This window comes from Streptococcus hyointestinalis (genome assembly GCF_011039275.1).
GTDB classification, from domain to species: Bacteria; Bacillota; Bacilli; order Lactobacillales; family Streptococcaceae; genus Streptococcus; species Streptococcus hyointestinalis_A.
Map to the genome: position 1 here is coordinate 1,357,430 of NZ_JAAKGB010000001.1, position 18,782 is coordinate 1,376,211.

Consider the following 18,782-nt stretch of genomic DNA (forward strand, 5'->3'; position numbering starts at 1 on the left):
TTTTTTCATTATTTGATGATTTCTTGTGTCTTGGCGTAATTGGCTTCGACAGCTTCTTTTTCAGCTTGCCACCAGTCTTTGTGGTCTGTGTACCATTTGATGGTGTCTTCAAGCCCTTGTTCAAAGTTGGTGAATTCTGGCTCCCAACCAAGCTCTTCACGCAATTTTGTGGAGTCGATAGCGTAGCGCAAATCGTGACCGGCACGGTCTGTTACGTGGTCATAAGCGTCTTTTGGTTGCCCCATTTTCTCAAGGATAAGCTCAAGCACTTCCTTGTTGTTCTTTTCACCGTCCGCTCCGATAAGATAAGTCTCACCGATACGACCTTTAGTCAAAATCGCCCAAACACCTGATGAGTGGTCATTGGTGTGAATCCAGTCACGCACGTTTTTACCTTCGCCGTAGAGTTTTGGTTTGATGCCGCTCAAGATGTTAGTGATTTGACGTGGGATGAATTTTTCGATGTGTTGGTAAGGTCCGTAGTTGTTTGAGCAGTTAGAGATAGTTGCTTTAACGCCAAATGAACGCACCCATGCTTTAACAATCAAGTCTGACGCTGCCTTGGTTGATGAGTAAGGTGAGCTTGGGTTGTAGTTAGTTTCGGCTGTAAATTTCTCACCTGGACCTTCACCGTGACCTGGCAAGTCCTCACGTAGTGGCAAGTCACCGTAAACCTCGTCTGTAGAGACATGGTGGAAGCGAATATCGTACTTGCGTGCTGCCTCCAAAAGCGTGTAAGTCCCTACAAAGTTAGTGTAGATGAAAGGACTTGGGTCGTTGAGCGAGTTGTCATTGTGGCTTTCAGCCGCATAGTGCACGATAGCGTCTGCCTTAGCAGCTAGCTTGTCAACCAACTCAGCGTCTGCGATGTCCCCAACAACCAGCTCTACACGGTCACCCAAGATTTCCTCGATGTTAGCTCGGTTTCCAGCATAAGTAAGCTTGTCCAAGACGGTCACATGAACGTCTGGATGATTGTTGTAAACATAGTGCACAAAGTTTGAGCCGATAAAACCAGCTCCACCTGTCACGATGATGTTTTTGTAGTCTGACATGTTTTCTCCTTTTATATATTTCATAATGATTTTTTCCTTAACTTCAAAATTAAAAAATTATGATTCTAATCGTTGTTCGAATTGCTGCGTTTCTATGCCAACTTTTTTCATAGTTTCAATCATCACCTTATTATCTTGTAAATCTCTATCTCTACCACTTATTTGATTATTTAGATTTCGTATATCTGCATATCTTAAAAAATCTGATTCTTTAAAACCACTAATATATGGTAAAACAAAGGTAGCCATTATGTCATTAGCCCTATCATAACCTAACCAATCTGGGACATATTTCTCTAAAACGGAAAGAGAAAACTTATTAAAAGACTCTATTTCCCCTCTTTCTTTGCATATAAAATGGAAAAACCTTAACTGATTTGATGTTATTTTATATAAGTCGTCCATATTATCATCTTCAATTAATTCATTAAGGTACTCTGATAATGAGTCTTCTGTATACCACAAACAAAGACAATAGTCTTTATTTCGAAATTTAGTTTTAATTTTAGCTTGAACATCTTGATCCAAGTTTGAAAATAATTCAGGAAAAACATTTAGAAACAAAATAAATCGATTAAGCTTAATTTTTAAATCAATAACATCCTTCATCTTATCCGACTTTATTTTATCCTGCACAAAATCATTGTATAAATGTCTATCTACATTAAATAACTTGATTATAACAAAAAGATTTAAAAAATTATCTTCCAATTCTGGAGTATTTTTTTCAAATGTTATAACCCATAAATTCCTAAAGAAAATAGTTTTTTGTACAGTTCCCATTCTTGAATAATATCTAGAATTAAAATGACTAAAAAAATAGTTACTCTCACTCGTATCTAGATAAAAATTTGAGGTACCAAACTCAGCTACCCGTCCTTCAAAAAAATTCCAAATTCTATCCAATTTGTTAGTCATAAATTGACTAGGATGTATTAATAAATTTTCAAAAATTTCTTTTATGAACGCAAGTGTCAACTCTCGAGTTGGCTGATAAATTTCTTGACCATGCTGAAAGGAAGGATGGGCACTTAAATTGCGTTTATCTTTTATTGCCTTTATTGTGGAGTATAAATTATCATCAACAATTTCAAAATTCTTTGATTTGTGTAAGCCATCAATCAAAAGGTTTTCCCAAGTATCTTTACGTTTATCCCCATCTTCTTTCAAACTTGCTAATAACTTCCTTGCATCAGAATCTTCATATTCATCTTCTAATTCTTGTAATTTGAAAACAAAATCATAGAGAATTACAGTATATAAAGTAGAAATAGCAGCTCTATAATTTTCATTTTCGTAACAACTCAGCACCTCACTAAAATAGTTACGGATATGTGTGTTAGATATTTTATTTACATCAAAAACTGAATATTTCATAATCTCTTACAAATCTTCTGCTCTTAAAGGTTTAACGTCTTTTAGCAATGGGTGGTTTTTGTCTGCTTCTGACACTTCTGCTTCTTCTAGGTTTTCCCATTTAATGTCAAGACTTGGGTCTGCATAGTTGACAAAAGCATACTTAGGCTTGAGCTCAAGCGCCCAGTAATCATTAACCAAATAGCTGTAAGATACCTTATCAGAGAGCACTTGGAAACCATTTGCCACACCACGAGGAACAAAAATCCCCTTGCTAGCGTCAATGATAGCTTGGTAGGTATTTCCAAAAGTATCCCCCTCACGCAGGTCTACCCAAGTTCCTAGAACCTTTCCTTCATCTGCCACAGAAATATACTTGTCCCAAGGCTCAGCGTGAAGCCCACGCAAGACATTTTTTTGTGAAAAGCTGACATTGTTTTGCAACTTACCTTCGGCAAAGAAGCTTTCAGGAAAGCCAAGCGGCACCATTTTTTCTTTTTGGAAATTTTCCTTGAACCAGCCACGGTTATCGCCGTGAACAGGAATGTCAAACTCCAACATGCCAGGAATAGCGTCTACTTTTTTAGCAGCAAGTGTTTTGCCAAAAAATTCTTCTGTCATTAGTCCTCTCCAATCAAACGAAGCAAGTATTGTCCGTATTCATTTTTCTTCAAAGGCTGTGCCAACTCACGCACCTGCTCTTTAGTGATGTAGCCCATACGATAGGCGATTTCTTCTAGGTTAGCTACTTGGACATTTTGCATGCGTTGTACGGTTTCGATATACTGAGCAGCTTCGAGTAGGCTTTCATGTGTCCCTGTATCGAGCCAAGCAAAACCACGTCCCATCAGCTCGACAGATAAGTCACCACGCTCAAGGTAAGCTTTGTTGACATCTGTGATTTCAAGCTCACCACGAGGGCTTGGCTTGATGTTTTTAGCAATCTCAACAACGTCGTTGTCGTAGAAATAAAGACCAGTTACCGCATAGTTTGATTTTGGTTGTTCTGGTTTTTCTTCGATAGAGATGGCGTTCATGTTCTCATCAAACTCGACAACACCAAAGCGTTCTGGGTCTTTGACTTGATAACCAAAGACAGTTGCTCCTTTTTCCTTGCTTTCAGCACGTTGGAGCATTTTTGAAAGCCCTGGACCATGGTAGATATTGTCTCCCAAGATAAGGGCAACGCTATCGTCTCCGATGAACTCTTCACCGATAATAAAGGCTTGTGCCAAACCGTCTGGGCTAGGTTGTTCTGCATAAGACAGCGAAATACCAAACTCAGAGCCATCACCAAGAAGATCCTCAAAACGTGGTAAATCCTGAGGTGTTGAAATAATCAAAATCTCCTTGATACCTGCCAACATCAGCGTAGACAGTGGATAGTAAATCATTGGCTTGTCATAGACAGGCATGAGCTGTTTAGAGGCTGCACGGGTCAAAGGGTAGAGACGTGTGCCAGAGCCTCCTGCTAAAATAATACCTTTCATACGTTTTTTCCTTTCTTGTTGTTCACTTTATTTTATCATTTTTTAAGGACACTGTCACCCCTCATCTTGTAAGCGGATATACTTTTCAATAGGATAGTCTCTTCTCTCTAACAGCAAAGGCTCACCTAGGACAAGTTGGGCTAGTTGCTGCCCCAGTAAAGGTCCTATGGTCAAGCCTGTTGAGCCTAGACCGCTTGCTGCATAGACATGTGCTAGGTGTGGGACTTCTCCAAAAAAGGGGGAAAAATCACTGGTGTAAGCTCTGATACCGACACGCTCTCGTGTCTTTTTTGCTTGGTCCCATTTTGAAAAATAAGGCTGCGCCTTGTGCTCCATATCGTCTAAAACAGCCCTATCAAGGCTGATGTCAAAGCCTTTGTCATTTTCATGGCTAGCGCCCAGAGTCAGGCGATGTTTAGCAAAAGGAATGATATCAATCTCGCCTTCTGGCATAACAACAGGGTAGTCCTGTGTGTCTCTATCCTCAAAATAGTAGTCGCGTAGCTGCCCTTTTTGCGGACGAATATCCACTGTGTAGCCGAGTGGCTCTAAGCACTCGCTAAGCCAAGCGCCAGTTGCCAGTATCACCTTGTCAAAGTGCTGTCCGCCTATCAAATAGCCGTCATCAACTGGTGCTAGCGTCACTTTCTTTACAACGACCTTTGCGCCTGATGCTTTTAAGAGCGTCTCGGTTAGCATTTGACCATCAACTCTTGCCCCACCTGCAGCGTAGAGCAGTTTTGAAAAGCCCTCCAAGTCTGGGAAGCGCTCCTTAGCTTCTGCCTCGTCAAGAATAGCAAGTTCCCCAATCAATGGAGACTCCTTACGCCTTGATAGTGCCAGCTGATAAAGTTCCTCCAGCTTTTCTTCGTCCTTTTTGAGAACAAAAACACCTGTTCTCTGATAAAAATTAGAAAAAATGCCATCTGCCTCTAAATCAGACAGGAGCTGAGGGTAAAAATCAGCTCCCAAACGCGCTAGACGATACCAGGCTTTATTGCGCCGTTTGGAAAACCAAGGGCTGATAATACCCGCCGCTGCCTTGGTCGCCTGCCCAATGCCCTCATCAAAAACAGTGAGCTCAACATCTTTTGCCCTTGAGAGATAGTAAGCGGCACTGGCTCCCACAGCACCCGCTCCAATCACTGCAACTCGCATACAACCTCCTTACAAGTGGAAAAAGGGATTGGTGTTTGCTGTACTCTCAACAATGCTCACGTCCCAATCGTCCTCAACTTGCCACTGGCGCAATTTTTCAGCAACCTTGCTGACAAAAAGCACCTCGATGTGATGACCGGGGTCAATGGCTAAAAGCCCAGCTGTCAACATTTCCTGCGCTGTATGGTAGTAGATATCTCCTGTGATAAAGACATCCGCTCCCGCACGAAGAGCGTCCTTGTAAAAACTCTGACCGCTACCTCCGCAAATAGCAACACGTGAAATCAGCTTTGTTGTGGGCTGATAAGCCACCAAGCGTACACTATCAAGGTTAAACACTTGCCTGACCTTTTTAGCAAAGCTTTGGAAATCCTGCGCTTCTACCGTCCCCACACGCCCAATACCAAAGCCGTCCTTGGTTGGGCTGAGAATGCTCGTATCCTTTATCTCCAGCAGGTCACAGAACCAGTCATTGAGCCCATCTGGCACAATGTCGATATTAGTGTGGCTGACATAAACAGCGATATCGTGCTTAATCAAATCGAAGTAAATGTGATTTTGCGGACTGGCAACTAGATTTTTCAGCGGACGAAAAATCGGTGCGTGCTTAACAATAATCAAGTCCACCTGCTTTTGGATGGCTTCTGCGACAGTTTCCTCACGGATATCCAGCGCCACCATGACCGTCTTGATGTCCTTGTCCAAAGTTCCTATCTGAAGTCCTGAAATGTCGCCCTCCATGGACAAATCCTGCGGGCAATAGGCTTCGTATCGCTCGATTACTTGACTAGCTTTCACTTGAGAACCTCCTTTATCCTCTCGATTTTTTCTATTAGTTGCCCTCGCTCTTTTGCTTTATCTAGTGGCACACGAGACAGCGCTTTTTCTAGCTTAGCACACTCCACTTGCCATTTTTCTATGAAAATAGCTGAGCTTTCTTTCATGAGACAGGGACCAAAGCGAAGCTCACCTTCTGACAGGCTCATCTCACCTTTTTGCGCTCTTATGATTTCGTAAAATTTCCCTTTGTCCTTGAGCACAACTTCCTTGTCAATGGCAAAGCCATTTGCAGCTAGCCAAGCACGGACATCATCCTCACGGTTGTTGGGCTGTAAAATCAAACAATCAACATCCGCCAGCTTTTCCTTGCCTTTTTCCAAAATCTCAACAATCAAGCGCCCACCCATACCGCAAATGGTGATACAGTCTATCTGGTCAGAAGACTCAAGCGCATCAAGTCCATTGGCTAGGCGAACAGTGATCTGAGATTGAAGCTTGTGGTCACAAACGTTAGACACAGCGGACTCGTAAGGACCTTTGACCACCTCACCCGCTAGGGCAAAGGCGATTTTTTCTGCTTCAATCAGAGCAATTGGCAAGTAAGCATGGTCGCTGCCAACATCTAAAAGACGTGCCCCATCAGGCACAAGCGTCGCTATTGTTTCTAGTCTATAAGATAATTGTAATTCCATTGTTTTTCCTTTAATGTGATGACTTCATTTTATCATCAAACGCCCAAAAAATAAAGGTCTATCCTCTCTACCGTTGTGTTATAATAACACTATGAACATCGTGGATTACCTCAACCAGCATAGTAACACTAGCTTAAAACAGCGCCCTCTAAACGCTTTAGACATTGCCTGTCTGACGGAGATAAGCTATCTGACCTTTTCGGATAGTTTAACTTCTTCCTTTGAGCCACAAGAAGGCTTGAGCTTACAGGACTTGGCACTTGCTTACCAAAAACGCCATAACAGAGAGCCTAAAGAACTCCTCATCGCTTATGAGGCTCGTGTTGATTTGCTACACCGCTTGGCTACTAGTAAGCGCTTCAAAGACGTCATCGCTTTTGCCTATAGCGATTATTTTAGTGAGCAGGAGGAAACGCAGTTTGCTGCGACCAGCTTTTATCTAGATGATAGGATTCTTGTCGTTTATCGTGGGACTGACAGCAGTGTCATTGGTTGGAAAGAGGATTTCAATCTCTCTTACATGGAGAGTATCCCATCACAACGCCTAGCTGCCAACTACCTCAACCTGCTAGCAGAAACGACTGATAGCTCTATCATTGTCTCTGGGCACTCTAAGGGTGGCAATCTAGCACTCTACGCCGCTTGCTACTCTCAAGCTAAAGCAAACATCTCTGATGTTTACCTCTTTGATGCGCCAGGTCTCCAAGAACATCTAACCAAAAGCACTGCTTTTAAAGAAACCCTTCCTAAAATTCACGCTTTTCGTCCACAGGCGTCTCTGGTTGGCGTCTTGTTTCATCTGCCTGTAGAAACTGCTATTATCAAAAGCTATGGTATCAGCGCCATGCAACACCTGCTTTTTCTCTGGCAAGTCGATACCAAAATGTGTTGCTTTGTCACCACAGACCATGCAACACCCAGCAGTCGCAAAATGCAGGCAATCGCTAATCTCTACCTAGCACAAGCCAGTAAATCCGACAATCAAACCGCTATTTCCTTTGTCTGGAAGCTCTTTTTCAAAAAAAGAGCTGATAAAGAGCCCTTTTCTGTGCGACTAAAAAATGTCTATTCAGCCATGACATCAAGCTCAAAAGTTGAGCGCCAAAGGCTTCTTGCTGTACTGTCTATCTTTTTTACCTCTTGGTACACCAGCGACATCGAGCAAGACCTCTCAGACCGCCAAAAACTAAAACCACGCCGCATGTTTCTAAAGTTCTTTTACCTGCCTGAACAGCTCGCCAGCAAATCCCCTTATCTCGGCTTGGTCACTATCGCTTTTCTGCTCTGGGGCGCTTACTTTTTCCTGCGCAATCAAGAGCTGAATCTGCTGGTCTTTTCTAGCCTTTATTTGCTTGCATTACTAGTGACTGGTATCACAGCCTTCAATCGCTGGTTAAAAGCACCAAAGCGTCTGTCTTTTGATTATCTTCCAGGGATTTACAGTATCGCTACCATCGTCCTAACCATCCTACACACGCAGAAATTCTCTGAAATTTTGCCACACTCCATGCTTGGCTTTCTCCTTTTACTCATCGCCAAACTCCTCTTTCAAGCCTACCACATCAAAGCTTACTTTCCCGAGTTTAGCAAAGCGCTAAATATCATCAGCCTTCTAGGTGTCGTCTTTGTCCTTATGGCTTATCATTTCCCTAGTCTGATGGCATTTATCACCAATCAAGGGCTAGCCTGTCTTTTTCTCTATAAGATGATTTTGATTATCACACTGACTTATCGCTCTTTTAGAGCGAGGCAAAGATAAAAGCATTTGGAAAACTCCAAATGCTTTTTAATCATCCATCCAAAGATTGTTAATAGCAGATAAAAAGTCGTCTGAGATGGGCACTTCCTTTGTCTGCTTATTTTCACGCTCATTCAAGCGCTCCTTGACTTGGCGGGCAGTTCTGAGATTGTCATGTCGCCAATTGCGCAGAATAGCGTTGATGTATTTGAAGTTGGTTTTTCCATTGAGAACAGCCTCACGAAGCGCCAAGCGAATAACCTCAGGCTCTGTATTGTCCTCGTCAATGGTCTTTTGCAATTCCTCAATCTCAAAGGGACTCAAGAAACGCCCGAGCTCACGCTCAAAGTCACTAACCAAATCTTTAAAGGCATTGCTAGGTGTTTGAGGCAGGCTCTCCTCTGCTACTGTGTCCTTTTTTGTGAGGGCGTCTAGCTTGTCAAGCGCTGGACTAGCGTCAAAAATCACCTCAATCTCGCCCGCCATATCAATGGTCTTAGTGTCTAGCAGCCCTTGACTAGTAAGGTTACTAATCATGCGATTGACATCGCTCAAGGACTTGCCAAGGGCGCTAGCAATCTGACTCGGTGCTAAATCATCGAGCTTGGTTGTATTTTGCAAAAAGAAAAATTGCCAAACCAAAAACTCCTCGCTTGAGGTAAAGAGTTCACTATAGTGAAACAATAAATCACTCGGTAAGACAAGATTACCATGACGAAAGTACTCTAAATAACTCATAAATCCTCTCTACAAACAGGCATAGTAAGTGTAATCATCGTTTAGCTCTTCTAAACGATAAGGGGTTTCTTGATAAACCGCATAGTTAATCCAATTACTAAAGAAAGTCGCAGCAGGCAGATTCCAGCACATCTGTGGTCTTTTGGTCGGGTCATCATCTAGAAAATAGTGCTTAGGCACTTGCGGATGTTTTCCAGCTTTGAGGTCACGCTGATACTCTTTTTCTAGCGTATCACGGTCATACTCCAAATGCCCAAAACTGTAGACTTCCCGCAAATCCTTTGTCGCCAAAATGGACAAGCCAACTTCCTCTCCTGCTGCTAAAATGTCCAGTTGAGCTAAATCTTCTAAGCTCTCTTTGGTCACCTCAGTATATCTGGAGTGTGGCGACTTAAAGCTATCATCAAACCCTCTCATTAAAGGATTGAGATGGTCTAAAACGTCCTGACGATAGATACCAGACAGTTTTTGAGGCATTAAAACCTTGTCAATGCCGTAATTGTAATACAAACCAGCCTGCGCTCCCCAGCAGAGATGAAGTGTGGAAAAGACATGTTTCTTACTCCACTTGAGAAGCTGGCACAGCTCCTGCCAATAATCCACTTCCTCAAAAGCCAAGGTCTCAACAGGTGCTCCTGTGATAATCATGCCGTCATAATAGCGGTTCTTGATGTCCTCAAAGGTCTTATAAAAAGTCTCCAAGTGCTCTGCCTTGGTGTTTTTTGAGGTGTGCGAGGACATGTAGAGCAAATCAATATTGATCTGTAAAGGGGTATTGGCTAAGAGGCGCAAAAGCTGGGTTTCGGTCGCTTCTTTTGTAGGCATGAGGTTGACAATCAAGACCTCAAGCGGACGAATGTCTTGGTGATTGGCACGCTTATCGTCCATCATGAAAACATTCTCAGAACGTAAAATATCTAGAGCTGGCAGTGCATTATCAATTTTGATTGGCATGAAAACATCTCCACTTCTATAATATCGTTATCCTCTATTATAGAACATGGAGATATAGGTTTCAATTATATATTTTCTTTAGTTAGATATAGTTATAAACTATATGATTAGTAGTGCATTAAGACTTTGTAGTCGTAATCACCGATAGCTTCACGTCCTTTAAGGTCATCAAGCTCAATCAAAAAGGCACAACCTGCAACAACGCCACCCAAGCGCTCAATCATCTCAATGGTTGCTTTGACAGTACCACCAGTTGCAAGCAAATCGTCAACGATAAGCACACGTTGACCAGGTTTGATAGCATCAGCGTGCATAGTGAGCGTGTCAACACCGTACTCTTTTTCGTAGTCAGCTGAGATAACCTCACGTGGGAGCTTACCAGGCTTACGCACCGGTGCAAAACCGACACCAAGCTCATAGGCAACAGGACAGCCAATGATAAAACCACGGGCTTCAGGACCGACAATCATATCGATTTCTTTGTCCGTTGCGTATTGCACAATTTCACGTACAGCATAACTGTAAGCATTACCATCAGCCATCAATGGGCTGATATCACGAAATACAATCCCTTTTTGAGGATAGTCTTTAATAGAGGCAATGTAATTTTTTAAATCCATTTCCTTACTTTCTAGGCTTTTACCAAAATATTTTTTACAGTCTATTATATCATAACTTTGAGTATTCGTACATGGAAAGTTACAGGTGCTCAGATTTTTCAAAATAGAAATGAGAGAGTTCAGCCTTAGCACATTTATCATCGATGTCTGTTTTCTAAACAGAGCTTGCTTCTTCACAATGGAGCGCTTGCTTTAAATCTTTGATGTACAATTTCTGTTGTTTTCGCAGATATGACCTGACAAAAGGTTTCAACAGGAGTTTTTTAGACACTATATTTTCGGTAAAATCGAGTGTTGTTCTATCTCCATGCGCATAAAACTTCCCTATCCAAGCTCCTTTCGATGATTTTTATATTTGCTAAGTCACTTCTCCAAGCAAAATTTGTTAAATCTGTTACTTTATTCCATACTTTTTCTACTGGACATAAAAGAGTAACCTTTGTATGAGAAATCGCCATGGCAACCTCCTCTCAAAAATGAACCATTTTACTCTTTTCTTTTATGACATTAGACTAAATGCCGGTAACTGCTTTAACTCCTATCAACATCATTTGGAATGTCCTTGATGACTTTTGCTGGAATGCCACCGACGACGTAGTTAGAAGGGATGTCTTTGGTAACAACTGCTCCTGCTGCGACAACGACATTGTCTCCAATAGTCACTCCTGGTAAAATCGTAACGTTACCACCAATCCAGACGTCATTACCAATAGTGATAGGCTCTGCAATGCCCAGCTTTTCCCTGCGCCCAGCAGGCGACAAAGGGTGCCCAACGGTAGTAATCAAGGTGTTTGGTCCAATCATGACATTGTTGCCGATGGTCACAGGGGCAATGTCCAAAATCACACCGTTATAGTTGATTAAAAAGTCATCTCCGACATGGATATTTTTGCCGTAGTCACAGTTAAAAATCGACAAAATCTGCGGATTTTTCCCCGCTGAGCCAAGCAAGTCCACAATCGCCTTGTGGCGTTCGCTAGTCTCTAAAACGCTAATGCTGTTGAGTTTTTGACAGCCCACAACAGCCTGGAGTTTACGTTCATTGACCGCCTCATCTGTAAAGCGATAAGGCAGTCCTGCTTCTAGTTTTTCAAGTTCAGACATGGTCATAGGTTTTCGTCCTCCTTGTCATGTGTGAAATAGTCGTAAATCTCTCTTGGCGTTGCAAGCGCCATCAACTCTTGAAAGGCGACCTGTTTTTTCAAGTCTTGGTAGATGGTGCTCTCTGAAATCTCACGTTTTTGGGCGTCTTTATTGACCGTCATCACGCCGTCTGTAATGTTGACAAACTGCAACTCTTCAAAGATTTGAATCATTTTGATGAGTAAGATGTCTTGGATTTTAAGGTAATGGCTGAGCTCACCCAGCTTATAGCGCACGTCAAACTCTGGAAATTGATAAATGGTCTTATAGAGCTTAGCAAATTGCTCATGTGTACCAAATCCTGTCAGGTAGTAAGGTTTTGCGATAGCATTTTTAAAATAAACCGCCTCAAACGCATGGCTTCTAAAGAGCTGGCGTAAATCCTCCTCACGCTCTGGCACTGCCTCAACTGCAACCAGACTGCTCTCTGGCTGCTCAAAAATATCTGGCACGCCCTCTGGAATCATCGCTGTCTTTGCCCTACAATCAATGAGCTGCAAGCCATTGACACGAGCGTCGACCAGCATGAGCTGAAGAGTGGTCTTACCATTCCATTCATTGATAGCCAGTGTCACAGCTAGCTCTAAGTGCTGTGCCTGCTGAAAATCAAGCAGGCGACTGCCTTGATGAAAGGCAACCAAGTCATAAGACACACCGTCTTGCGAGAGCTTGAGTTTTAGGTGGGCATTGTCTTGCCCCATAGTTCTGGCTTGCTCAACCGTGATGTCCTTTAGCCAAAAGACAGGCTTTGGATTGTCCATACCAAAAGGTGCCAAGGTGTTGATGTCTCGGATAAGCTCGAGATTAAGCGACTCAAAACGCAACTCAGCGTCCAGCTGCAGGGCTTTCTTTCGAGACATATCCAGATGATTGTCCGAAATGTAGCGGATAAGCATCTCCTCAAGAGCTGATAGCTTGTCCACTTCTAGAGTCATGCCGGCAGCTCCGCTATGCCCGCCAAAGGCAACAAAAAGCTCACGATGCCCATCAAGCGCCGCAAAAATATCCAGCGCCTCAACGCTTCTAGCGCTTCCCTTAGCCTTGCCATCGTCAATGGTCAAGACAATAACTGGCTGCGCGATTTTCTCTAAAATACGCCCTGCGACAATGCCCAAAACACCTGGGTGCCAGCCCTCTTTTGCTAGGACCTGCACTGGTTTTGTCAAGTCCACCATATCCATAGCTTCATTGTAGATGGTCTGCACGAGCGCTTTACGCTCTTCGTTTTTAGCGCCAATCATCTTGGCAATGTCAGCCGCTTCCTCGTCGTCAAAGCCCGTTAACAGCTCAATGGCAGGGTTAGGGTCATCAAGGCGTCCAAGGGCATTGAGTTGCGGTGCAATTTGAAAACCAATCGTCTCCTCATCAACCTCCTCTGGGCGGACAGAGGACTGTCTGAGGAGCTCTTGTAAGCCCATGCGCTCGGTAGTTTTTAAGACCTGCAAGCCCATTGCCACCAACTGGCGATTTTCATCTGTCAGGCTGACCATATCCGCAATTGTCCCAATGGCAACAAGGTCTAGAAGCTCCATTGGTACTGTCTCTAAAAGAGCGCAAGCCAGCTTAAAGGCAACACCGCACCCTGCTAGATAGGAAAAAGGATAGTTTCCTTCTGGATGTTCAGGGTGCACGATGGCATAAGCTTCTGGCAATTCTTCTGGCAAGCTATGGTGGTCTGTGACAATCACATCCACACCCTGCTCCATAGCGTAAGCAATCGCTTCGTGCCCAGCAACGCCATTATCAACCGTTAAGATGAGCGAGATAGCCTGTTGCTCAATGAAATACTTGTAGACACTTTGATTGGGACCGTAGCCATCTGTAAAGCGATTGGGCAAATAGACCTGAACCTCGGCACCTAGCATTTCAAGTGCTTCTTTGGCGATAGAGGCTGATGTCATCCCGTCAGCGTCATAGTCTCCGTAGATGAGGATCTGCTCGCCATTTTCAATAGCCATACGCAGGCGACTCACTGCCTTGTCCATATCATGCAGGAGATAAGGGTCATGCAGCTTTGAGATGTCAAGGGTCAAAAAGTCAGTCAGCTTCTCCTCACTATCAATGCCACGATTGTAGAGAAACTGACTCGTCGTCTCATCAAGCTTGTGCGCTTTTGCCAGCTCTAAAAAAGCCTCATCAGGCGTTTTCGGGTCAAATGCCCACTCGTATGTTGCTGAAATCATTTGAAATTAAAGACCTTTCTGCTTAAAAAGTCAGCTGTTTTAGGAAAGAGCGTGTAGGCTTTGTGAGCGGCGTTTAAAAGCGGTGGCAGGTTAATTTCACGCTTGTTTTTACCAAGGTTCGCTATGATTTTGTCTGCCACCTGCTCTGGGCTCAGTGTAAAGCGCCCAACACTTTTGAGGTAATTGCCCGATGGGTCTGCTGTGTCAAAAAAGCCTGTGCTGATAGGACCTGGGTTGACCGTGGTCACGTAAACTTTTTTGTCCGCTAGCTCTAGGCGCAAGCTATTTGAAAAACCGATGACCGCAAACTTGCTTGCCGCATAGACCGAAGCCTTGCTCGTTGCCATCAACCCCGCCATACTAGCGATGTTGACAATATGCCCATGACCAGCCTGTGCCATCTTCTCACCGACAAGGCGAGAAAAGAGCATGACCGCAAAGGTATTGACCGCAAACATATCCCGAATCTCAGCGTCGGTGTAGTTTTCGTAGGTTTTAAAAGAGCCAAAGCCAGCGTTATTGATGAGAATATCAATGCGACCAAAGCGCTGATAGAGTTGCTCGACTAGCTCTTCAACCTCTTTTTCATCTGTGATGTCGCAGCTATAAAGCGCTGTTTTGGCCCGCTTGCCGTAGAGTTTTTCCAGTTTTTTCTCATCACGCCCAAGCAGGATGAGCTGGTCACTGCTAGGGAGTTTTTCAACAATTGCCTGCGCTAAGCCGCCACTGGCTCCTGTTATCAGTATTACTCGCTCTGCCATTAGATTGTAAACTCCTCTAAATCTCGAACGATGCGTGTCTCAGGGAAAATCTCTCTAGCGTCCGCTTCTAGCTGCCTGCAGTCTCGCCCTAAAAAGCGTGCACTGACATGATTTAACAGCAAACGCTTGGCGAACGCTTCCTTAGCCACTTCAGCAGCTTGAGTAGCTGTCGAGTGCCCATGTGCTCTTGCGATTTTCTCATCACCCTTGCCATAAGTAGACTCGTGGACGAGCACATCCGCTCCCAGACCCAACCGCACGCTAGCATTGGTCTTTCTAGTATCGCCTAAAATGGTAATCACCTTGCCCTTACGAGGCTCGGAAATATAGTCTTTTGCGATAATCTCACGCCCATCCTCTAGCGTCACGTTTTCGCCATTTTTAACCTTGCCAAATAAAGGACCAAAAGGCACACCTGCCGCTTTTAGCGCTTCCGCATCCAGCGTTCCTTCCAAATCTTTTTGCATGACACGGTAGCCAATGCAAAAAATAGTGTGGTCAAGCGCCTCAGCATAGACAGTGAATTTATCCGTCTCCAAAACCTTACCCAAGCTGTCTTGAGTCAACTCATGAAAATGAATGTGGTAAGGCAGTCTTGAGCCCGACTGACGAAGACTAGTGAGGACATAGTTTTTAATCCCCGCTGGACCGTAGATGTCAAGGTCGGTCTGCTCTTCATTTGCCTGAAAGGCTCGGCTAGACAAGAAGCCAGGCAGTCCAAAGATATGGTCACCGTGCATGTGAGTGATAAAAATCTTGCGCACCTTGCGTGGTTTAATGGTCGTTTCTAAAATCTGATGTTGCGTCCCTTCGCCACAATCAAACATCCAGATTTCATTGATTTCGTCTTGGAGTTTGAGCACCAAGCTTGAGACATTGCGCGCCTTAGAGGGCTGTCCTGCTCCTGTTCCTAAAAATTGGATTTCCATATTAGTCCTTTCTGTCCTTGATGTAGAGGGTGGCTTGTTTGCCGTCTGATTGGTAATAACGCTGTCCGCTGTAGGCTTTTGCCAAGTCTAAAAGCTCTTCATGGTTAAAGCTTGTGATTTTTATCACATCATCTTCTAAGCGCAGCACTTGCCCTAAAAGACTGTCCTCTGGCGTTTCATCCGCTAGGACATTTTCAGAAAAATCTAGCGCTTCCATCATGATAGCGTCGTCTTTCACATACACTACATAATGCGGGAAAATCTGCGCAAGCTCAAGTAGCACAGCAGTCGAGATGTGCTCAGAGTTTTCGGAGAAAACCTGCGCCAGCTCTCTTTCTGAGACATAGGCAAAACCGTAGGACTTCCCAGATAAATTCAAACGTACAAAAGGTTTTGCTTCTTCAAAATTAGGCTGACTCACAAAGAGCTTGAGTGCCTGTGACAAGTCAAAATAATAGTCCGTCGCTGCCTTTGGCGATTGCTTTTGGTAAATCTCAGCAAAGTAAGCGTTAATTACACTAGGCGGAGGGGTGATAAAAGTAAGCTTATCAGCGTCTGATAAGTTTTTTAGGCAATTGGTCAGATAGACCTTATCAAGGCTTGTAAAGCCGCCATAGCGCAGCGCCAAGTCGATATAATCAGTCATAAAACGTGTCTAACCTCCATTTATTTTTAGGGGAAATGTAACCTGAAACTTCTTCTATGTCTTGTGTGCCGTCAAATGGCTCTAGTAGCGCCACCTTTTGCAGTTGATAGAGCTTGTAGAGTTCGCTTGAATTGACCTTAATAGTGAAAGGCTCAAACTGCTCACGGATTTGGTCAACAATCAAACGGCGCAAAGCTTGCTTGCTGTCTTTATCCTTAGCGGACAAGCGGATATTGGGAAACGTGGTTGCTGTCAAGCTCTCTACCTTATCCATTTTATTGTAAATAGCAAGGCGAGGGATGTTTGACATGCCCAGCTCATCAAGGAGATCTAGGACAACCTTTTCCTGCTCCGCATGGTTGGGGTCACTGGCGTCAATGACGTGGAGCAACAAATCCACATGCCTGCTCTCTTCTAGCGTGGACTTAAAGGCTGCGACCAGCTCCGTCGGTAAATCCTGAATAAAACCAACCGTGTCGGTCAGCGTTGCTTGGAAATGTTCAGCTAGATAGACCTGTTTTGTCGTAGCGTCTAGTGTAGCAAAAAGCTCATCGGCTTCGTATTGTTTATTGTCCGTTAGAGCGTTCATGATAGTAGACTTGCCAGCATTGGTGTAGCCAATCAAGCCAATCTTAAAAGTACTGTCGTCCAAGCGTTTTTCACGACTGGTAGCTCGATTTTTAGCCACTTGCTTGAGCTGGCGCTCAATATCTGTGATTTGCTGGCGAATGGAGCGGCGATTAAGCTCCAGCTGGCTCTCACCAGGACCACGACTGCCGATACCACCGGCTTGACGACTGAGCATAACACCCTGCCCCACCAGTCTGGGCAGCATATACTTGAGCTGCGCTAGGTGCACCTGCAGTTTTCCCTCATGACTACGAGCACGCATGGCAAAAATATCCAAAATCAACTGCATGCGGTCAATAACCTTAACTCCCAGCGCCTGCTCTAGGTTGGTATTTTGCCGTGGCGTCAAGCGATTGTTGACAATGACAGTATCGATTTCTTCGCTGTCAACAATTTGGGCAACTTCTTGTAATTTTCCTGAGCCGATGAAGGTTTTGCTGTCATAGCGCTCACGGTTTTGGATAAAACTGTCGATGACCTGTGCCCCAGCTGTTTTTGCAAGGCTTTCTAGCTCAGCCATGGACATGTCGCTGTTTTCTTGCTCTGGGAGTGTCACTCCAAGGAGCAGCACACGCTCCTCTTCTTTTTGCGTCTCAAACATCGCCTCACCTCCTTTATTGCGTAACTTTCATTATAGCATATTTCAGCTATTTACGTTTGCTTTGCTCTTGACTTTCTAAAAAATCACGCACAGCCTCTATGATAGCGTCATGACTCTTGCTGTCACTGATATTATAAAATTCCACCGCCATGCGATTACGAAACCAAGTCAGCTGGCGCTTGGCAAAGCGACGGGTGTTTTGCTTGAGCTTATCAAGCGCCACATCAAGACTCACCCCGCCTGCAAAGTAAGGAAAGAGCTCTTTGTAGCCAATCGCACGGCTAGCCTGCACATCAGGATAAGTCTCATAGAGCCACTTAGCTTCATCAAGCAGACCCTCCTTGACCATTTGGTCAACACGGGCATTGATACGCTGGTAAAGCTTTTCACGCTCATCGTTTAGCCCAATGATAAGAACGTCATAATCTGGCATTTGATTTTCCATGTCATTTCCAAAACGAGCCAACTCCAAAGCCCGTATGGCACGCCTACGGTTAGACAAAGGCATAGAAAGCCCATAAGCACTCAGCTCTTTTTCTAAAAGAGCGTCTGACAATCCTTCTAACTCTGCTCGGTAAGCAAGAACCGCCTCTTGGTCAACCTGTCCGCCCAAGTGATAGCCCTCAAGAAGGCTCTGCAAGTATAAACCAGTCCCTCCGACAATAATGGGCACATGACCACGCTCAGCAATCTCACCAACCGCCTGTCTTGCTTCCTTGACAAAGTCAAAAGCAGAGTAAGTCTCAAACACCTCTCTAACATCAATCAAATGATGACGAGCTGCCGCCTGCTCAGCCTGACTTGCCTTTGCCGTTCCGATATCTAGTCGCTTATATACCTGCTGGCTATCTCCGCTGATAATCTCACCGTCAAATATCTGTGCCAGCTCCACACCTAGCGCCGTTTTGCCGACAGCTGTCGGTCCTACCACACAAATTAATTTTTGGGACATGACTTCCATCCTTTTTTCGTTTTTTACTTGCTATTTTCACAAGCATAGGTTACTATATATTATAACACAGAAGCTGAGAGGGAGACCTTTCAATAACGAATAACCAAAAGGAGAATGATTATGGCTAAAAAATTTGCATTTGCTAAAGGTGTTGTTACAGGTGTCGCTGCTACTGCTGCTACTGTTGCAGGAGCTGTCTATGCTGTCAAAAAGACAATCATCGAGCCTGAAGAAGAAAAAGCTGCCTTTATCGAAGAAAACCGTAAAAAAGCAGCCCGCAAACGCATTGCTCGCTAATCTTAATTGTCATAGTAAAAAACCGCTGTTGCAGCGGTTTTTTTGTTACATCCAGATAA

The 18,782-nt window shown here is 44.1% G+C and carries 20 protein-coding genes; 2 read left to right on the forward strand and 18 right to left on the reverse strand.

Annotated features, from left to right (window positions below; genetic code table 11):
• Positions 1-8: 8 nt before the first annotated feature.
• The 7 genes from rfbB to G5B60_RS06585 are packed head-to-tail and all read right to left on the reverse strand — an operon-like array spanning position 9 to position 6,531.
• A complete protein-coding gene (gene rfbB, locus G5B60_RS06555) occupies positions 9-1,055 on the reverse strand; it encodes a dTDP-glucose 4,6-dehydratase (protein ID WP_115269083.1) in 1,047 nt (348 codons plus the stop codon).
• Positions 1,056-1,112: 57 nt separating this feature from the next.
• Entirely contained in the window at positions 1,113-2,432 is a 1,320-nt protein-coding gene (locus tag G5B60_RS06560; protein ID WP_164683299.1) for a hypothetical protein, read from the reverse strand.
• A 6-nt stretch (positions 2,433-2,438) separates the two neighbouring features.
• The gene (locus tag G5B60_RS06565) at positions 2,439-3,032 is read right to left on the reverse strand and encodes a dTDP-4-dehydrorhamnose 3,5-epimerase family protein (RefSeq protein WP_164683300.1); all 594 of its coding nucleotides are present in this window, start codon (positions 3,030-3,032) and stop codon (positions 2,439-2,441) included.
• The gene (gene rfbA, locus G5B60_RS06570) at positions 3,032-3,901 is read right to left on the reverse strand and encodes a glucose-1-phosphate thymidylyltransferase RfbA (protein WP_164683301.1); all 870 of its coding nucleotides are present in this window, start codon (positions 3,899-3,901) and stop codon (positions 3,032-3,034) included. Before rfbA ends, G5B60_RS06565 begins: the two co-directional genes overlap by 1 nt.
• A 54-nt stretch (positions 3,902-3,955) precedes the next feature.
• Complete coding sequence (locus tag G5B60_RS06575) at positions 3,956-5,059, reverse strand: NAD(P)/FAD-dependent oxidoreductase (protein ID WP_164683302.1); 1,104 nt, start codon at positions 5,057-5,059, stop codon at positions 3,956-3,958.
• A gap of 9 nt (positions 5,060-5,068) precedes the next feature.
• The gene (locus G5B60_RS06580; protein ID WP_164683303.1) at positions 5,069-5,857 is read right to left on the reverse strand and encodes a Nif3-like dinuclear metal center hexameric protein; all 789 of its coding nucleotides are present in this window, start codon (positions 5,855-5,857) and stop codon (positions 5,069-5,071) included.
• Positions 5,854-6,531: a tRNA (adenine(22)-N(1))-methyltransferase gene (locus tag G5B60_RS06585; RefSeq protein ID WP_164683304.1), complete on the reverse strand. Its 678-nt coding sequence runs from the start codon at positions 6,529-6,531 to the stop codon at positions 5,854-5,856. The genes G5B60_RS06580 and G5B60_RS06585 overlap by 4 nt, the downstream gene beginning before the upstream one ends.
• 91 nt (positions 6,532-6,622) lie before the next feature.
• Between G5B60_RS06585 and G5B60_RS06590 the strand changes: the two genes are divergently transcribed.
• Positions 6,623-8,290: an Mbeg1-like protein gene (locus tag G5B60_RS06590; RefSeq protein ID WP_164683305.1), complete on the forward strand. Its 1,668-nt coding sequence runs from the start codon at positions 6,623-6,625 to the stop codon at positions 8,288-8,290.
• 27 nt (positions 8,291-8,317) lie between these two features.
• On the opposite strand, the gene G5B60_RS06595 is transcribed toward G5B60_RS06590, so the two are convergent.
• The 11 genes from G5B60_RS06595 to miaA form a co-directional block, all read right to left on the reverse strand.
• Positions 8,318-9,007: a DnaD domain-containing protein gene (locus G5B60_RS06595; protein ID WP_164683306.1), complete on the reverse strand. Its 690-nt coding sequence runs from the start codon at positions 9,005-9,007 to the stop codon at positions 8,318-8,320.
• A 9-nt stretch (positions 9,008-9,016) separates the two neighbouring features.
• A complete protein-coding gene (gene metA / locus G5B60_RS06600) occupies positions 9,017-9,961 on the reverse strand; it encodes a homoserine O-acetyltransferase MetA (RefSeq protein ID WP_164683307.1) in 945 nt (314 codons plus the stop codon).
• Between the two features lie 107 nt (positions 9,962-10,068).
• Positions 10,069-10,581, reverse strand: coding sequence for an adenine phosphoribosyltransferase (locus tag G5B60_RS06605; RefSeq protein ID WP_115269065.1), 513 nt, complete (start codon positions 10,579-10,581; stop codon positions 10,069-10,071).
• Between the two features lie 299 nt (positions 10,582-10,880).
• On the reverse strand, positions 10,881-11,039 hold the full coding sequence (locus tag G5B60_RS11790; RefSeq protein ID WP_421038389.1) for a hypothetical protein: 159 nt from the start codon (positions 11,037-11,039) through the stop codon (positions 10,881-10,883).
• Between the two features lie 73 nt (positions 11,040-11,112).
• Positions 11,113-11,691 carry a sugar O-acetyltransferase gene (locus G5B60_RS06615; protein ID WP_164683308.1) on the reverse strand — a complete coding sequence of 193 codons (579 nt, stop codon included), beginning with the start codon at positions 11,689-11,691 and terminating at the stop codon, positions 11,113-11,115.
• Positions 11,688-13,907, reverse strand: coding sequence for a single-stranded-DNA-specific exonuclease RecJ (recJ, locus tag G5B60_RS06620; protein WP_164683309.1), 2,220 nt, complete (start codon positions 13,905-13,907; stop codon positions 11,688-11,690). The genes G5B60_RS06615 and recJ overlap by 4 nt, the downstream gene beginning before the upstream one ends.
• Complete coding sequence (locus G5B60_RS06625; RefSeq protein WP_164683310.1) at positions 13,904-14,668, reverse strand: SDR family NAD(P)-dependent oxidoreductase; 765 nt, start codon at positions 14,666-14,668, stop codon at positions 13,904-13,906. The genes recJ and G5B60_RS06625 overlap by 4 nt, the downstream gene beginning before the upstream one ends.
• Positions 14,668-15,597, reverse strand: a complete 930-nt coding sequence (gene rnz / locus G5B60_RS06630; RefSeq protein ID WP_164683311.1) for a ribonuclease Z — start codon at positions 15,595-15,597, stop codon at positions 14,668-14,670. Before rnz ends, G5B60_RS06625 begins: the two co-directional genes overlap by 1 nt.
• A 1-nt stretch (position 15,598) precedes the next feature.
• Positions 15,599-16,243: a cystathionine beta-lyase gene (locus tag G5B60_RS06635; protein WP_164683312.1), complete on the reverse strand. Its 645-nt coding sequence runs from the start codon at positions 16,241-16,243 to the stop codon at positions 15,599-15,601.
• Positions 16,236-17,474, reverse strand: coding sequence for a GTPase HflX (gene hflX, locus G5B60_RS06640; RefSeq protein ID WP_164683313.1), 1,239 nt, complete (start codon positions 17,472-17,474; stop codon positions 16,236-16,238). Before hflX ends, G5B60_RS06635 begins: the two co-directional genes overlap by 8 nt.
• A 46-nt stretch (positions 17,475-17,520) precedes the next feature.
• A complete protein-coding gene (gene miaA / locus G5B60_RS06645; protein ID WP_164683314.1) occupies positions 17,521-18,426 on the reverse strand; it encodes a tRNA (adenosine(37)-N6)-dimethylallyltransferase MiaA in 906 nt (301 codons plus the stop codon).
• Between the two features lie 120 nt (positions 18,427-18,546).
• Between miaA and G5B60_RS06650 the strand changes: the two genes are divergently transcribed.
• Complete coding sequence (locus tag G5B60_RS06650) at positions 18,547-18,723, forward strand: DUF3042 family protein (protein ID WP_115269045.1); 177 nt, start codon at positions 18,547-18,549, stop codon at positions 18,721-18,723.
• The last annotated feature ends 59 nt before the right edge of the window (positions 18,724-18,782 follow it).

Excerpts from the sequence above, each read along its gene's own strand:
- rnz (WP_164683311.1), bottom strand. The coding sequence starts at position 15,597 with ATGGAAATCCAATTTTTAGGAACAGGAGCAGGACAGCCCTCTAAGGCG.
- G5B60_RS06585 (WP_164683304.1), bottom strand. The coding sequence starts at position 6,531 with ATGGAATTACAATTATCTTATAGACTAGAAACAATAGCGACGCTTGTG.
- G5B60_RS06635 (WP_164683312.1), bottom strand. The coding sequence starts at position 16,243 with ATGACTGATTATATCGACTTGGCGCTGCGCTATGGCGGCTTTACAAGC.
- G5B60_RS06575 (WP_164683302.1), bottom strand. The coding sequence starts at position 5,059 with ATGCGAGTTGCAGTGATTGGAGCGGGTGCTGTGGGAGCCAGTGCCGCT.
- rfbA (WP_164683301.1), bottom strand. The coding sequence starts at position 3,901 with ATGAAAGGTATTATTTTAGCAGGAGGCTCTGGCACACGTCTCTACCCT.
- G5B60_RS06565 (WP_164683300.1), bottom strand. The coding sequence starts at position 3,032 with ATGACAGAAGAATTTTTTGGCAAAACACTTGCTGCTAAAAAAGTAGAC.
- recJ (WP_164683309.1), bottom strand. The coding sequence starts at position 13,907 with ATGATTTCAGCAACATACGAGTGGGCATTTGACCCGAAAACGCCTGAT.
- G5B60_RS06615 (WP_164683308.1), bottom strand. The coding sequence starts at position 11,691 with ATGACCATGTCTGAACTTGAAAAACTAGAAGCAGGACTGCCTTATCGC.
- G5B60_RS06560 (WP_164683299.1), bottom strand. The coding sequence starts at position 2,432 with ATGAAATATTCAGTTTTTGATGTAAATAAAATATCTAACACACATATC.
- G5B60_RS06595 (WP_164683306.1), bottom strand. The coding sequence starts at position 9,007 with ATGAGTTATTTAGAGTACTTTCGTCATGGTAATCTTGTCTTACCGAGT.
- hflX (WP_164683313.1), bottom strand. The coding sequence starts at position 17,474 with ATGTTTGAGACGCAAAAAGAAGAGGAGCGTGTGCTGCTCCTTGGAGTG.
- miaA (WP_164683314.1), bottom strand. The coding sequence starts at position 18,426 with ATGTCCCAAAAATTAATTTGTGTGGTAGGACCGACAGCTGTCGGCAAA.
- G5B60_RS06625 (WP_164683310.1), bottom strand. The coding sequence starts at position 14,668 with ATGGCAGAGCGAGTAATACTGATAACAGGAGCCAGTGGCGGCTTAGCG.
- G5B60_RS06605 (WP_115269065.1), bottom strand. The coding sequence starts at position 10,581 with ATGGATTTAAAAAATTACATTGCCTCTATTAAAGACTATCCTCAAAAA.
- metA (WP_164683307.1), bottom strand. The coding sequence starts at position 9,961 with ATGCCAATCAAAATTGATAATGCACTGCCAGCTCTAGATATTTTACGT.
- G5B60_RS06590 (WP_164683305.1), top strand. The coding sequence starts at position 6,623 with ATGAACATCGTGGATTACCTCAACCAGCATAGTAACACTAGCTTAAAA.
- G5B60_RS06650 (WP_115269045.1), top strand. The coding sequence starts at position 18,547 with ATGGCTAAAAAATTTGCATTTGCTAAAGGTGTTGTTACAGGTGTCGCT.
- rfbB (WP_115269083.1), bottom strand. The coding sequence starts at position 1,055 with ATGTCAGACTACAAAAACATCATCGTGACAGGTGGAGCTGGTTTTATC.
- G5B60_RS11790 (WP_421038389.1), bottom strand. The coding sequence starts at position 11,039 with ATGGCGATTTCTCATACAAAGGTTACTCTTTTATGTCCAGTAGAAAAA.